Source organism: Butyrivibrio sp. (assembly GCF_015056685.1).
In the GTDB taxonomy this organism is placed as follows: Bacteria; Bacillota; Clostridia; order Lachnospirales; family Lachnospiraceae; genus Butyrivibrio.
Genome location: NZ_SVFW01000040.1, coordinates 1 through 13578, shown reverse-complemented (window position 1 = coordinate 13578; position 13578 = coordinate 1). Strand labels below are relative to the sequence as shown.

The following is a 13578-nucleotide window of genomic DNA, read 5'->3' as shown; positions in this document are numbered from 1 at the left end:
CTATTATGGCGACGCCATAATGTATTTTTTATTCCAGAGGTATTATATGGAAACGAGAAAGCTCAACATTCTCATGCGGTATTCAATAAAATGGGGTGTTTATACCATTATGAATAATTTTGTTCAGAACTTCTATGACGCTGTTGGCCCCGAAAAATTTGCCACAGGGTTTAAGATGGACTACTCAGATGACACTCTCACTCTTGAAGCGGAATCGGGGTTTAACAAGGAATGGCTCTACTACCTTGGAGCCTCCACCAAGAGAGAGGATGGCAAGCACCATGCCGGGCACTTTGGGGAAGGCTTTAAGATGGCCGCTCTGGTTGCATATAGAGACATGAAGCTTGGAATCACCATGGAGTCTCAGGATTGGCGTCTTGTAGTAACACAAGCCGATCAGATCATCAACGGCGTATCTGAAAAGATTCTGGCATATGATCTCTATACACGCCCCTATAGTGATACTACTAAACTGACATTAACCGGTGTTAATGCCGAGCAATATAAAGATGCCTGTTATACGATTCACTCTTTTTACTATGAAGAAAACCCACGCTTTGGGAATCTTATAACAAAGGCTGATGAATATGCAGTTTTCAAAAGCAACAGCAAAAAGAAGAAAGGTGGCGTTTTTATAAATCTTGAATTCAGGAAAAGCTTTCCTTTTCCGGTATATTTCTGTATCCACAGCATGGATATTGATAAGGATGACAGGGATCGTATTACTCTTTCCAGCTATATGATGCAACGTGCAATTGATTTGGTTTTGGATCGGCTTGAAGATCCTGTGGCTGCCCTGGAAATACTGGAGGCATTTTCCCCAGTATGGCTGACACTTCAAGACGCTCATCACGGCTGTAATTGGAATTACCAGATTAGCAGATTGATTGAAATAATTGCGAATAACAAAGATGTTCATAATAAGTTTTATGAGAAATATAAAGATATACTTCTCGCAGAAATAGCACCTTCGCATCCCAGTGACAAAAACCAACGGAAGATAGCATTTTTCTGGTTTCAGCGCTCTTCTTACAGTAGCATGAGACGAGTATCGCACTATTTTACCAATCTGGGAATCAAGGATTTGTATACACTATGCGAAGAAAATGGAGGTTTGGACATCACAGCTTCTCCAAATGCTCAGCAGTCTAAAAGAATCAGGCTTTTAGAAGAGGTTGCTGACCGATTCTTTTCAAAAGTATATTGTTATGAAAAGCTCCCGACCTGCAACATTCTTATCAATAAAAATACCGTTGCTCTTGGCGAGGCATGTACTCACAAAATTCGTAGTAACGCTAAAAATTCATTTGGTGTAAGGGTTGCCAATGAAATCAATGAAATCTATTTGGCAAAAGAAGCCTTCCATACAACTCTTCTTAAGCTTTCCGAGGATATGCTTCAGATCTATGGAAGTAACAGAAGCGCTAAATATAATGCTGTTTTTACCAATCTTGGAGAATGGTCTGCTAAGAGGAAGCATGGTAATTGATAAGGCACAACAGGCCTGGGAAGAGAGGTCCAAATATGCTTGAATATGATGACAAAACCAGCCGTGATTTTAATAGTTTTTATAGCAGAGGTTACGCTGAAGGTTTTATGATCGGAAGATTATCCTCGAAGTTCCGTATCTTGAAATCACTTACGAAAAAGTATACCGATAATCAGATCAATGGCATTGATCCTGTCGAAGGTGACGATGCCCCACTAATAAAATTCTTGAACAGGTCGGTAAACAATGACCTGCTGGACTTCTACCATAAATATGAAAGCCTTAATGAAGACCAGCTGATCAAAAGATATATCGCTGAGAGTGAATACTTGCCTTGGAGAAGTCTTTAACTATAACAGAGACCCCCGTCTCTCCTGCAGAACTCATAAAACTCGCAGGTCACGCAGAAGTGTTTGCAGAATCTATTGTTACGATGTATGCATTTCTTTATCCAGTAAATCAATCGTTCCATACCAACCTCCTCAGAATGTTAATGTTATGCGTAAACTGCTTCTCTTAATGACTCCTGGCAATCTTTTACCAAAGACATGTTGCTGCAAAGGATAAGGACTTCGTTCCAACAGGTTGATACTTCCTCTGCAAGGTCCTCGATGTCTTCAATTCCTCTCATAACTGCGAAATCTTCATATCCGTTGATCTCAAGATCCTCTTCATTGAAGATAGTCCTGAGGTCTTCGGAAGCTTCTCCGCAGAAGGCAACGTTTTTGCAACCTCTTGTGAGGATAACGTCTGCTGTCTCTCTTATAACGGACTCATCCATGATATCGTCACAGGCTATGATCACGGTGTGGTTGGAAAGATTACGAAGGTTTCTGTTGCTGCCCAAAATGCCTCTGCCAATTATTCCGTATGTAATGTTCTGGCCTGCTACATAATCAAAGTTTACGTGCTGAATCATAGTGTGCCTCCTTCTGCAAAAATCATTGCTACGTGTCTTGCTTTTTTCTATGATCCCATAATATACGTTGATGTGTCCGATAATTACCCCTCCAAAATCGCAGCATTCATCAGCACTTTACCCGTGTTATTGTTTTCAATATCTTGAATCCCACATAAATACCAAACCAAAACAGCATAAAAATTGGAGGCAGTTCAAAGCCGCCTCCATACTGCATTTCTATTATGTTATAACATGTTCTCCGGCTTAATCTTTCTTCCGGTCCAGCCCTGGCCCTTTGCCCAGTATTTTAGTTCTTCTCTTTCCTCACGATCCTCAGGATCTGTGCTATTTATCTTTTCAAGAAATTCCTTGAATCTGAAAACTCCGCCCACATCGTCCATGACATTAATGCCATCAGCATGAACACAGATTGGGAAGGTCTTGAGGTAAACTGTCTGGAGCTTTTCGCGGAGATCATCATCAACTATTTTTCCACTAAGATCCCTATACTGGAGCTCGTTCCACGGAATCCTTTTGGGCATATACAGCTGTCCGTCAATTTCCTTGAATCTGGTAGCACAGTCGATGTCATAATCATCATTTGCAGTATACGCGTCAAGGCATGTTATCTTCACGCACCAGTCATCGCCGTAGTCATAGTTATAGTAGATTGCATCCGTGAAGGGGAAGATTTTGGGCTTCTCATCCGCAAGGTATGGACCAAGCTTTTCTTCCATGTCACGAACCAGAGCTTTCTGGCTACTGATCACTTCATAGGGATTCATGTTGTAAAATTTCTGTACATCATCGGCCTGCCCAAACCTTATGGCCTTATCTATGTTAAGGATATTGGTTCTAAGGTTATTAAGATCCTTCAAGGTATCCAGAATCAGCTTGTAGTCCTCTAAAGACTCCTTCCTGACTTCTTCAACATCCTGTTTTTTTTCACGAATCATATCGTCCATGAAGGTTCTCCAGAATGCTTCATCAAACTTACCTTCATAGGCAGTTGCAAAAAGGTCTCTTACACATATTCCCTCAAGAAGGAAATTCTCTGAATTTTCAAAAACATGGACTCTTCTGAAGTTCTCCAGAGTCATTTTGGGATTAACAAGGCCTCTCTTGTAGGTCTTCTTGAACTGTTCAACATACTCGTAGTTTTTGATAAAGGTATCATCAACAGAGAAGTCTCTGTAACCATAGGTGTACTTGGTCCTTAGCCAGCTCTTTACACTGATTCCCTTGTGGTAATCATCATCCCAAAACCTGTCCTCAAGACCTGCATCGGGATACCTGAAGATAGTTCCGCACAGCTTAAGGTACTCACCAATCCTCTGTCCCTTTGTTACCATGTCGAAGTCTTTTTCAGAAAGACTATAGTTGTGAAGGTGACAGTTTTGCCAGCCAAAGAGTCTCTGGATCATGTAATGAATCGCATGAAGATTCATCTGTCCATGGACCAGAACATCACGGATCAGTCCCTCTTCTGCCTTGGCATTTTTAAGGAAGGCAGCTTCTTCCTCAGGATTCATATCAAGCTTACCCACATCCGATTTGTATGGTGATACCATCTCAAATCGGAGCTTCAGAACACTGGGAAATCTTTCAAAGCTACCGCTATTATCTTCTGCCGGCTTCTCATAAGCAGGCTTTGTCAGATATGTCTTTTGCTTAAACTGGACCACATTATCAGATACTGTCTCCGGCTGCTGTTTTATTCCTTCCAAGCCCTTGACCCTTTTTACTGATGGCTGCTTGGTCTCAGCACTAATCTGTCTTGCACGATACTCCCCACTTCTCTCAGCATCATTACTCTTACTTCCGCCGTAGGCTCCTCTGGTATATGGCATGTAGGACTGAACATTTTTCTCTGACATGCAGAGCTCTTTTGCAATCTCTTTTACACTCATGCCCTGGGCAAAAAGTTCTCCAACCTGCTTACTGGATCTGCTCTCCCAGAGGCCTTCTGTTATCAGAACACGGCGTACTTTTATTTTGTTTGTATTAAGGTTCTCTGCAACCTGGGATACAGAACCTGTCTTATGATATTCTTCAATAATGAGATCATAAAGATCGTCTCTTTCATCCATCTGCTACTGTCTCCTGTAATCCAAAAGTTAACGGTTTCTTTTCCTGATCGTCATCAGGTAGTAGCTACAGTTTCAGTTTAAAGATAAATTCATATTCGTGTCAACCTTACCTTTTGTTTTTTGCAAAAGATAAGGTTCGCGGCACAAAAAAAGCTGGTAGCCCTGCATTTCTGCAAGGCTACCCAAAGGTAAATTCCACCTATTAGTGGAATGGCATGTCCGCATCATCCGGTATATTGGTGAAACCATCTCCGGACTCAGGAGCTGATTCTGATGTTTCACCGGAGCTCTTGCTCTCTGCAAACTCAAGCTGTTCAGCGATGACATCGGTGGTGTAAATGCGGGTTCCACCCTTGTCATAGCTACCGGTCTGGATGCGGCCTGTGATCAGGAGCTTGACTCCCTTTTTGCCGAACTTCTCCAGAAAGTCAGCCTGATTTTTGAAGGCAACGATGCTGATGAAGTCTGCAGACTGATCTGTATCGTCCTTTTTAAAGAGTCTGTTCACTGCAAGGTTCTGTGCCTCCATGAACTGGTCTTTAAACCTAGTGCTTCCGCACAATGTAATTACTGGATACTTCCCTGCATAATCTCTCTCCGTTCAAATTTAATCGGTATTTAATATAAATTTCAATGTAATTATAGTATGATAGAAACACCTCTTGTAAGGATTTTGGGATGTCCTTACATATCATAAGAATAGGCTGATGCTGACCGTTTCAGGTACCCTCGCATCAGCCTTGCCTTCATAGAACTGAAAGCACATCCCCTGGTGGGGGCTTAAACATTTATTCATTTTATTCCTCATCCGGCTTCTGTCCATCATGTGCCTTCCACGCACACTCTGTCATAGCCATGTTTGTAAACTCTGCGGTAAAAGAGCTATCTTCCGGCGAACATGCATATATTCCAAATCTCACCTTGCCAGCACCCTCATGCATATGGCAAACTCTCATCTGCTTCCACTTATTTCCATCATCTGAGCATTCGATACAGTAATCATCTTCTCTGCGGCTCAGCCTATACCACATAGACTTCACTGACGCAGGAATCTCAGTAGTTGCCCAGTCAGAATAACCGTGATTGGTAACAACTGATCCAAGGTGCTGGAACTCCTCGTTCTCATACTCAATTGAGCCCTTCAGCCAGTTCTCACTATCCAGGTACATAACAACTCCGCACTGGTCAAAGCGGTGATGGCTGTCAGCAAAATCCGTTTTCACCACAAAAGAGAAGAACTTTTCTTCAGTCTCCATCTGAAACACAGGCGCATTATCATTCCTGAAATGGTAGTACGTCCTCTGCCATAGATCTGTATGCGGTAATGTCGTCACAGTAATCTTATTCTCTGTCTTACTGTAACTCTTAGGTTCTCTAGTCCAAGTGAATTTCGATATATCCATCTCTTCTCCTTTAAACAGTAATCTCTATCTGATTTCCTTCAATAGCAACGATGCAGCTCTCATAATATCCATCGCCGGTAGTCCTTGGGCCACTGACCAATTCAAAACCATCGTTCTCAAGGCGATCAGTCAGCTCATCAACCTTCTCTTTGCTACCAACCGAGAAAGCCACATGCGCATATCCGGTACGAGTCAGCGGCTTTTCTGCGTCTATAATTTCAGGCTTTGTCATCAGTTCAAGCCTTGCTCCATCTGCAAAAGAAATAAAGAAAGACCTGAAGTCTGTATTTTTATTATGATAGCCATCATTGGACGTACCGCCCAGATACTTAACAAAGAAGTCCCTTGCGGCTTCCAAGTCATTCACATACATAGCGATATGCTCTATTTTCATCAGATTAACACTCCTGAAAAATGATCTATTTCATGCTGGATTATTTGAGCCGTGAAACCGTTGTATTTACCGTGCTTTGGCTTGAAGTCCGTATCCAGGTAATCGACCTCAATTTCTTTATATCTGGTGCAAGGCCTTACGCCGTCCAGAGAAAGACAGCTCTCCTCCGTCTGATACTCTCCGGTCTTCTTTGTAATAACCGGATTTATCATAGGAACAATAAATGGTCCCATAGCCACAACAATGATCTGCTTTTTCACTCCTATCATGTTCGCGGCCATGCCCACGCACCTGTCCTGATTTGCTCTCAATGTATCCAAAAGATCTTCTACAACCTGCCTGTCTGCCTCTGTTGCAGGCTCAGACTTCTGTTGTAAAAAGAACTGGTCTCTGACAATTTTCTTTACCATTCTTTAAACCTCAAAATCCAGGCAGCTTCTGATCTTGGTGTAAGGTTTTACCTTGGAATCAGCTACTGCCACGTGCTCAGGATGTACTGAATATCCCTTAAGTGCCTCTACGCTCTCAAAAGTTGAATCCAGCATCAGGTCTGCATTTGAAGACTCAAGGCCATTGATGTTAACCTTGATATCAACGATTCCGGGTACCTTTCCCTTTAGTCCTTCAAGGCCTTCCTTTATTCCCTGCTTTACTGCAGCCTTCTCTTCTGCTGAAAGCTCATCCTTAAGTGTCCATAAAATCACATGCTTAACCATTCTCGTCCCCCTTATCCTTTCCATCAATTCCTTGTTCCGCTCAAGCGCATCATAGATTCCATACATTTTATATAAACTCTTACTATATTTTGCGTATTTTTTCACCTATCCTATTTTAAACCACATAATATAGGATTATACTTATAATATGTTCTTAACAAGTTTTTTCAAAAAAGTTTCATTTAATTCAAAACAAGCAATTAATTTAGAGCCCTTAGCTGTAGCATCTACATTAAATTTTGCCGCCTCTATATATTCGAACAGATTTCCTTTTCCAGTTTCAAATATCCCATTTTGTATGATAGGGCTAGAAACTTTAGCCCTAAAATAATTCATTCCATTCTTTGCCTAAATACTTTTTAGAAAATCCACATCTTCTTTTAGCACCGTATCTGTTGACACTCCAAGCCAATTTTTACCAGACTTTTCAAGATCACTTATATATTTCTTATTAGTAAATACTCGCTCAACCCTCTTTACCACTTCATCCATCGAGGTGACATTTCTCAGAGTATTATCGGCGAAAATGTATTTTTCAATACATCCCCTAAGTTTATCAACATCAACCTCTTCCTTCAGATAATAAATATCAAACACATCTTTATATCTTGTAGAACGGCTTCCGAATCTTACAAGTGATTTCAATTTCTCAGTAATCATCTGATGTCTGGAATTAATCAAAAGGCTGACTGCATCATCCTGGAAGCCTACATCAAAAGCATATTCTTCCTGTTCAATGGTAAGATCAGCATGAACACCTATATCCATCTTAAGGGAAAGCATTGTTCCTTCTGTATCTTCAACGGTTAGTGTAATCCTTTTCCCCTTGTAGTCCTGATGATTAAGTTCTGTGATGTTGCCTGCAATACCAATCTTTAAGCCATCAAGACAGTTCAGCTTTCCTATAAATCTTTTAATAGAATCATCCGAAATTGAATATCTTATAAAATCAAGGTCAAGATCCTGCGTAGCACGTCTGGCATTCTTAGAAATACTGCGCATTACAACACCGCCCTTAATCGTGGCATTTCTCCCCATTCCACTCTCTGCAATTGCTTTAAGCACTATATCCTGGCATAGCTTAGCTTCAGCATTTGCTTCACTATACCCTTCACCTTTAATCTTTTCTACTTCATCATGTAAATTCATTTATATCAAAGAACCTCCATCTGTATCTGATTCATAATAATTTCGCCTTTATGGAACATGTAGGCATAATCTTCTACAAGACCAAAATCCATTTCTTCGGTGATACGTCGATAATTTTGAATGATTTCTTTATAATAGTCAAAAGGTATTTTGGACCTAAATCTCATCAATTCTACCAGCATGCGTTCCCTATTATATATCCTGATGGATATATTATTGTATTGCATCTCTTCAATGCCAGCATCAAAAATTTCATCTTTTAAAAAAGATTGTTTTACGCGACTATCTCTAATCCGACTATCTTCCCTCTTTGTAGCAAGATGAAAATAATCGGGAATGACATCTGTAAGAGAGTGATAATAATATGCACTCTTATCAGTAAATACAGCTTTAGGATATTTACTCATTATTACTTCAATATCTGATATATTGCGTCTAGTAGAATATATTCCCTTTTCTTTCATGAAGATATTTCCACTAAGGATCTCTTTTTTGAGTCTATAGTCGCTTCCATATTTATCTATACATTCATTATATGTAAGAAGCATATCTCCCTCCTTTAAAGTAAATATACACACTACATCACCATTGTGTGTATGTTTACTTTAATTATAGGATATCTTCTGCTCAATCGCAACATAAATTTGAGTAAACATACACACGACACACCTCTAGTGTGTATATTTACTCCGCTCACACACCTTTAAAATTCAGCTAAAACTTTTAGCTGCGCCAAGGCCACCTGTTGCATCTGGGAATCCTTAATCCGTGAATACACCTCAATCACATCTTCATATCCAAACGCTTTATACAACTCTCTCGGCTCTACAAACGCTGGTGCTAAAACACCTTTAAGAATCCAGTCTGTTGTCACATTAAACCTATTGGAATACTCCAGTAGTGCATCAATTGTGATTGCTCTTTTGTTGCTCTCGTACTGCGATACCATACTCTTAGATCCAAAAGATAGTTCATCCGCCAATTGTTCCTGACTAAATTCCTCCTTCAATCTCAGTGCTTTCAATCTTCCTCCGATTGTCTCCATGTTCTGTGTGTTCATTTTTCCTCCATTCCGGAGTTCTCACAAAACGGAGACATACGCCGCTGCCAAGAGCACAACAATAGTTACAATTGCAAAACAAAAGAGCCTGCAAAACTCGAAATAAACCTATAGGATTAAACCTATTGGCTATATCTCCGTTTTGCAGACTCCATGATGATCTTGCTTGCACCTTAAGGGTGCTACTTAAGTCAAATTCAGCTCTTGGCCAACTCTTGGTAGTGGTTCTGTAATCATCAATCAAAATCTTCTCGTCCTCTGATAAAGTAATATCCTCTTTATCCTGGTATTCAAAGAACTTATGAAGATTGATTCCCAAGTCTTCACATATCTGATTCAGCGTGTCAATGCGGACGTTTTTGCCCTGACTCACATTATATGCGCTGTTCTTAGATACGCTGCAGTTCTTGGTGTACTTGTATGTTGTAAGATTGCGCTTTTTCAGTAATTCTACAAAGCGCTTTGCTATCTCTTCCTCGATCAAGTGCGGTTTCCTCCCTTCCGGAGACTTGTGTCTACATTATTGTAATGAAAAATACTTGTTTTCGAAATTCCATCATCCTGTACCATTTGTTTCACGATAAGGAAATAGTTTCAATCCCGCACTAGATCGGCAACAGTCCTATATTAATTATATGATTTTTAATGTAACAAAAAAGCAGCCTTCCGGTATTGGAAGACTGCAAATTTGGATCTTTATTATTCTAATTTAGCTTCTGCAGGGATAGCATCGTTGCCTTACAATCTTTATTGTCGCGGCAATCACTGAATTGAATTATATTATCCATATTCTCTTCGATTGGCTGCTTCACTTCTTTAACGCCAGCCTCTGATACAGCGCTTCTGTTCTCCCATTTATGAAAAAGAAAAGGAACTACTTTGTCATAGAATAAATCTTCCATGGCTGGAAAAACACGATTTCTTAATGTATAATCGAGTTCCTCAATAGCAACATCTGTCACAGTTCGTCTAATTTCATTCTTCAGTTCTTGTGCCCATGAAGGGGTTTCATCCAGCTCAAATTCAGGTTGCTCTGGATTCCAGCTTCGCCTACCTGAAGCCTTTCTCAGTCCATTATTTGATTCAATTTCGCCGCGCTTCATAGCCTCAGCAGTTTTACGGGAGACCGTTCCTTTAATTGCAACTCTGTCATTGTGTTTCATAATCTAATACCTCTACTTTCTGTAAACACACCACAAACTATAGCTATTTCCACAATAAATGTGGATCAAACGATGTAACTAATCTTTCATACAAAAAAGAAACCATATCATCATCAATCAGCCTTCCATCTGTACTATCTATAATTGCCATGAAAAGCTCTACTTTATTTGGAAAGCCAAGCCTCTCTGCAGCATTTTGAAGTGCTTCCTGTAGCTCGATTTTTTCAAATATATGTGATTTATCAATGCTTTTCTCTATTCGTTTAGCCATGTTAATAAGATATACTCTGCGCTTAATAATGTTATCAATTGACTCAAATTCTGAACGTATATCCTTAAGCCTATTATCCATATCAATGAGGAACCTATAAATAATCGCTTTAACAACAAGCTCTACACTTCCATCACCAAGTATTTCTCGACACTTTTTTGTATAATCACTCTCGCCCACCAATGCCATCAATAGCAAGAACTCACCAAGGTAATCTTCCGGCGAGTCACAACACCCCATGTAATTCTGAATGACTTCCTGTATTTTGGGGTTCTTATAACGCCTACTTCTCGTTCGCTTTAATGAAATGAGCATTTCATTAAAAGTATCATCCTCGTCTTGTTCAAGTTCTGCCATTTCCGCTGGATGCTTTTCGAAAAATTGATCTACACTAAGCCCTTTATAAGATCCGCCTGCCAAAGCCCCTACTCCAAATTTTTTACCAGCTTCAGCAAATTCGATTAACTGATTGATTTCAGCCGCCTCTCTTCTGAGTGCTAGAATCTGTGAGTCTAAAATGCTAACATAATCGCTATTCTTCTCTTCAATCAGTTCTTTTATTTTATCTAAAGAATAGTGTAATCTCACATAAATTCTAATAATATTCAATTTGAATAAATCTTCCTCGCTATACCATTTATATTGTAGCTTTCCTTGGGAGATTCTCTTTGGAATAAGCAAGCCTTTCGCTTCATAAACTCTTAATGTGCTTTCTTTAACACCCGTGATTTTATATACTTCATCAGTTGAAAACATCTCTTTGTCATCAATGATTTTTCTCATCAAAAACCTCCACGATATTCACTAATGCTTTTTCATTACGTTTAAATCATATACCCCTGCACTTAGTGCGTAAGTCCTCAATAATCCGTACTCTGTCAATTGTAGCACATTCATGAGATGATTTTCCCAAATATGTTTACTCGATTTGCGCGAATCGCGCGATTCGTGTCTAAATTCCAAGGAGGTATTTCTCATGAATGCAAAACAAAAGATCCATCAAGCTAAAATGGCCAAGTGGGCCGCTCTTATCAAAGATCAGGCCGAAAGTGGTCTGACCATCAGGCAATGGTGCAACCAGACCGGTTATACCTTTCATGCCTACAATTACTGGAAGCATTTACTCAAAGAAACTGCTCTTAAGGATGTTACTCTGCCAGAGATTGTCCCATTATCCCCACCATCTGTCATTACCCCGTCTCTTCCTGCTCCCACACAAAATGTCGAGGCTCCTTCGCACGATTTGCGCGAATTGCGCGAATCGACAAAAGTCATTTCTCCCGTCTCAATATCACTTGGCGATATCCACATTGAGATTGGTTCTAATGCATCGGACGATGTCATATCCGGCATCATTAAGGCGGTGCGTCATGCTTAAGGATGCTGACTTTAATTACTTTCCTGCAGTCTATGTAGTTTGCGGATACACAGACTTACGATGCGGGATAGATTCCCTTGCTGCCATCATTGAGAGGAAGTACAAGGTTAACCTCTTTGTTCCCAACACACTCTTTCTTTTCTGTGGAAGATCTTCAACCAGGATCAAAGGCCTTCTCTGGGAAGGAGACGGGTTCCTGCTTCTTTACAAACGCGTCGAACAGGGACGATTTGTCTGGCCAAGGACCAGCGAGGAGCTTAGGCAGTTACGACCTGAGCAGTTCAAGTGGCTGATGCAGGGTTTTGCATTGGATCCGCTTATCTACGATATCCAGCCCGGCTATTCTGCTTGATTCTGTATTCAATTCTTTGTGCAAAACAGAGATTTTTACTCTGCTGCTTTCCCATCTGTTTCTATGGGTGCTGTGCACAGCTTATCACGACCATTAAGCCCTTTTTGCGGTCATGACAGGCTCTACACGGCACTTTTCTTTTTATTTAAAGCTTTAGTATAAGACTTCTTATTCAGCCAAAGATTAATGTCTATTAATAGGCATTTTGCCGAGGCTTAAATCCGCTGCTATTAGCCTAAACTCCGCTACTTTGCTATAATTACAGAGTAATCAAGGAGAAAATTTCTATGATGCAGTTATCAAATGATCAACTGAATAATCTCCCAAAGGAAGCTTTGATCATCATCACATCTTCCCTACAGGAACAGCTTGCCTTGATGCAGGAACAACTCGACAAGGCAAACGCTCAGCTTGATAAAGCTAATGATCAGCTCGCTGATCAGGCTCGCCAGCTTGAGATATTTGCTGAACAGCTCCGCATCATGAACCAGCGTCACTTTGGTAAGCATTCTGAAGCTGCATCAGAAATCGATGGTCAGCTTTCTTTTTTCGATGCATTCAATGAAGCTGAAGCCACAAAGAATCCATCCGCTCCTGAGCCAGAGATTACCGAAGTTATCATCTCTTCTTACAAGCGTTCCAAGACCAAAGGTAAGCGTGAGGCTGATCTTGATGGACTTCCAGCACGAGTATTCGATCACAGGCTTAGTGATGAAGAACTCGCCGAGAAATTCCCTAATGGTTACAAGGAACTTCCAGAAGAGGTCTACAAGCGTCTTCATATAATTCCTGAAACATTCATTGTTGATGAGCATCACGTACATGTGTACACTTCCAAGGACAACAACGGAAAGATCATAAGGGCTGAAAGGCCAGTTGATCTTTTCCGTAACAGCATTGCTACGCCTGCACTTGTTGCATCAATCCTCAATGGTAAATATGTAAATGCAATTCCTCTTGAAAGACAGGCAAGAGCTTACAAGGATAACGGAATCAACCTTGCAACCAATACCATGGCTAACTGGGTCATAAAAAGTGCTGAAAGATACCTTTCTCTTGTATATGACCGCATTCACGAACTCATCTATGACAGCAGTGTTATCCATGCTGATGAGTTATGTAAAGCTTTACATAATTCGTCTTATGGAAAGTGCTATGTTATGTGAAGCAAGCTACTTTTTTCCGATTATTCTTGAGTTTTCAATGTACTAA

The 13578-nt window shown here is 40.4% G+C and carries 18 protein-coding genes; 5 read left to right on the top strand and 13 right to left on the bottom strand.

The genetic code is table 11. From position 1 onward, the window contains the following. Positions 1–46 precede the first annotated feature (46 nt). Entirely contained in the window at positions 47–1489 is a 1443-nt protein-coding gene (locus E7303_RS13405) for a hypothetical protein (RefSeq protein ID WP_292145866.1), read from the top strand. A gap of 35 nt (positions 1490–1524) precedes the next feature. Then, positions 1525–1839, top strand: coding sequence for a hypothetical protein (locus tag E7303_RS13400; RefSeq protein WP_292145865.1), 315 nt, complete (start codon positions 1525–1527; stop codon positions 1837–1839). Between the two features lie 146 nt (positions 1840–1985). On the opposite strand, the gene E7303_RS13395 is transcribed toward E7303_RS13400, so the two are convergent. The 13 genes from E7303_RS13395 to E7303_RS13335 form a co-directional block, all read right to left on the bottom strand. Then, positions 1986–2408, bottom strand: a complete 423-nt coding sequence (locus E7303_RS13395; protein WP_292145864.1) for a hypothetical protein — start codon at positions 2406–2408, stop codon at positions 1986–1988. Positions 2409–2635: 227 nt separating this feature from the next. Next, the gene (locus E7303_RS13390; RefSeq protein WP_292145863.1) at positions 2636–4480 is read right to left on the bottom strand and encodes an IS1096 element passenger TnpR family protein; all 1845 of its coding nucleotides are present in this window, start codon (positions 4478–4480) and stop codon (positions 2636–2638) included. A 202-nt stretch (positions 4481–4682) separates the two neighbouring features. Next, positions 4683–5009, bottom strand: a complete 327-nt coding sequence (ssb, locus tag E7303_RS13385; RefSeq protein ID WP_292145861.1) for a single-stranded DNA-binding protein — start codon at positions 5007–5009, stop codon at positions 4683–4685. 268 nt (positions 5010–5277) lie between these two features. Continuing rightward, positions 5278–5883 (bottom strand): DUF1349 domain-containing protein, encoded by a 606-nt coding sequence (locus tag E7303_RS13380; RefSeq protein ID WP_292145859.1) that lies wholly within the window; start codon positions 5881–5883, stop codon positions 5278–5280. A gap of 10 nt (positions 5884–5893) precedes the next feature. Next, positions 5894–6277, bottom strand: a complete 384-nt coding sequence (locus E7303_RS13375) for a VOC family protein (protein WP_292145857.1) — start codon at positions 6275–6277, stop codon at positions 5894–5896. Beyond that, entirely contained in the window at positions 6277–6687 is a 411-nt protein-coding gene (locus E7303_RS13370; RefSeq protein ID WP_292145856.1) for a peptide deformylase, read from the bottom strand. Before E7303_RS13370 ends, E7303_RS13375 begins: the two co-directional genes overlap by 1 nt. Positions 6688–6690: 3 nt before the next feature. Next, positions 6691–6993 (bottom strand): Dabb family protein, encoded by a 303-nt coding sequence (locus E7303_RS13365; RefSeq protein WP_292145855.1) that lies wholly within the window; start codon positions 6991–6993, stop codon positions 6691–6693. Positions 6994–7341: 348 nt separating this feature from the next. Further along, positions 7342–8142 (bottom strand): nucleotidyl transferase AbiEii/AbiGii toxin family protein, encoded by an 801-nt coding sequence (locus E7303_RS13360; RefSeq protein ID WP_292145854.1) that lies wholly within the window; start codon positions 8140–8142, stop codon positions 7342–7344. A gap of 5 nt (positions 8143–8147) precedes the next feature. Continuing rightward, positions 8148–8690 carry a type IV toxin-antitoxin system AbiEi family antitoxin domain-containing protein gene (locus E7303_RS13355; protein WP_035764909.1) on the bottom strand — a complete coding sequence of 181 codons (543 nt, stop codon included), beginning with the start codon at positions 8688–8690 and terminating at the stop codon, positions 8148–8150. A gap of 155 nt (positions 8691–8845) precedes the next feature. Further along, complete coding sequence (locus E7303_RS13350) at positions 8846–9166, bottom strand: helix-turn-helix domain-containing protein (protein WP_292145853.1); 321 nt, start codon at positions 9164–9166, stop codon at positions 8846–8848. After that, positions 9135–9686 carry a helix-turn-helix domain-containing protein gene (locus E7303_RS13345; RefSeq protein WP_292145852.1) on the bottom strand — a complete coding sequence of 184 codons (552 nt, stop codon included), beginning with the start codon at positions 9684–9686 and terminating at the stop codon, positions 9135–9137. Before E7303_RS13345 ends, E7303_RS13350 begins: the two co-directional genes overlap by 32 nt. A gap of 220 nt (positions 9687–9906) precedes the next feature. Then, positions 9907–10365 (bottom strand): hypothetical protein, encoded by a 459-nt coding sequence (locus E7303_RS13340; protein WP_292145851.1) that lies wholly within the window; start codon positions 10363–10365, stop codon positions 9907–9909. A gap of 43 nt (positions 10366–10408) precedes the next feature. After that, positions 10409–11419 carry a MerR family transcriptional regulator gene (locus E7303_RS13335; protein ID WP_292145850.1) on the bottom strand — a complete coding sequence of 337 codons (1011 nt, stop codon included), beginning with the start codon at positions 11417–11419 and terminating at the stop codon, positions 10409–10411. Between the two features lie 193 nt (positions 11420–11612). Here E7303_RS13335 and tnpA point away from each other — a divergent pair, with 193 nt between their 5' ends. The 3 genes from tnpA to E7303_RS13320 all read left to right on the top strand — a co-directional run bounded on the left by tnpA (position 11613) and on the right by E7303_RS13320 (position 13532). After that, positions 11613–12014: an IS66 family insertion sequence element accessory protein TnpA gene (tnpA, locus tag E7303_RS13330; RefSeq protein WP_292145849.1), complete on the top strand. Its 402-nt coding sequence runs from the start codon at positions 11613–11615 to the stop codon at positions 12012–12014. Further along, positions 11974–12366 carry an IS66 family insertion sequence element accessory protein TnpB gene (tnpB, locus tag E7303_RS13325; RefSeq protein ID WP_292145848.1) on the top strand — a complete coding sequence of 131 codons (393 nt, stop codon included), beginning with the start codon at positions 11974–11976 and terminating at the stop codon, positions 12364–12366. The genes tnpA and tnpB overlap by 41 nt, the downstream gene beginning before the upstream one ends. A 287-nt stretch (positions 12367–12653) precedes the next feature. Further along, entirely contained in the window at positions 12654–13532 is an 879-nt protein-coding gene (locus tag E7303_RS13320; protein WP_292145847.1) for an IS66 family transposase, read from the top strand. The last annotated feature ends 46 nt before the right edge of the window (positions 13533–13578 follow it).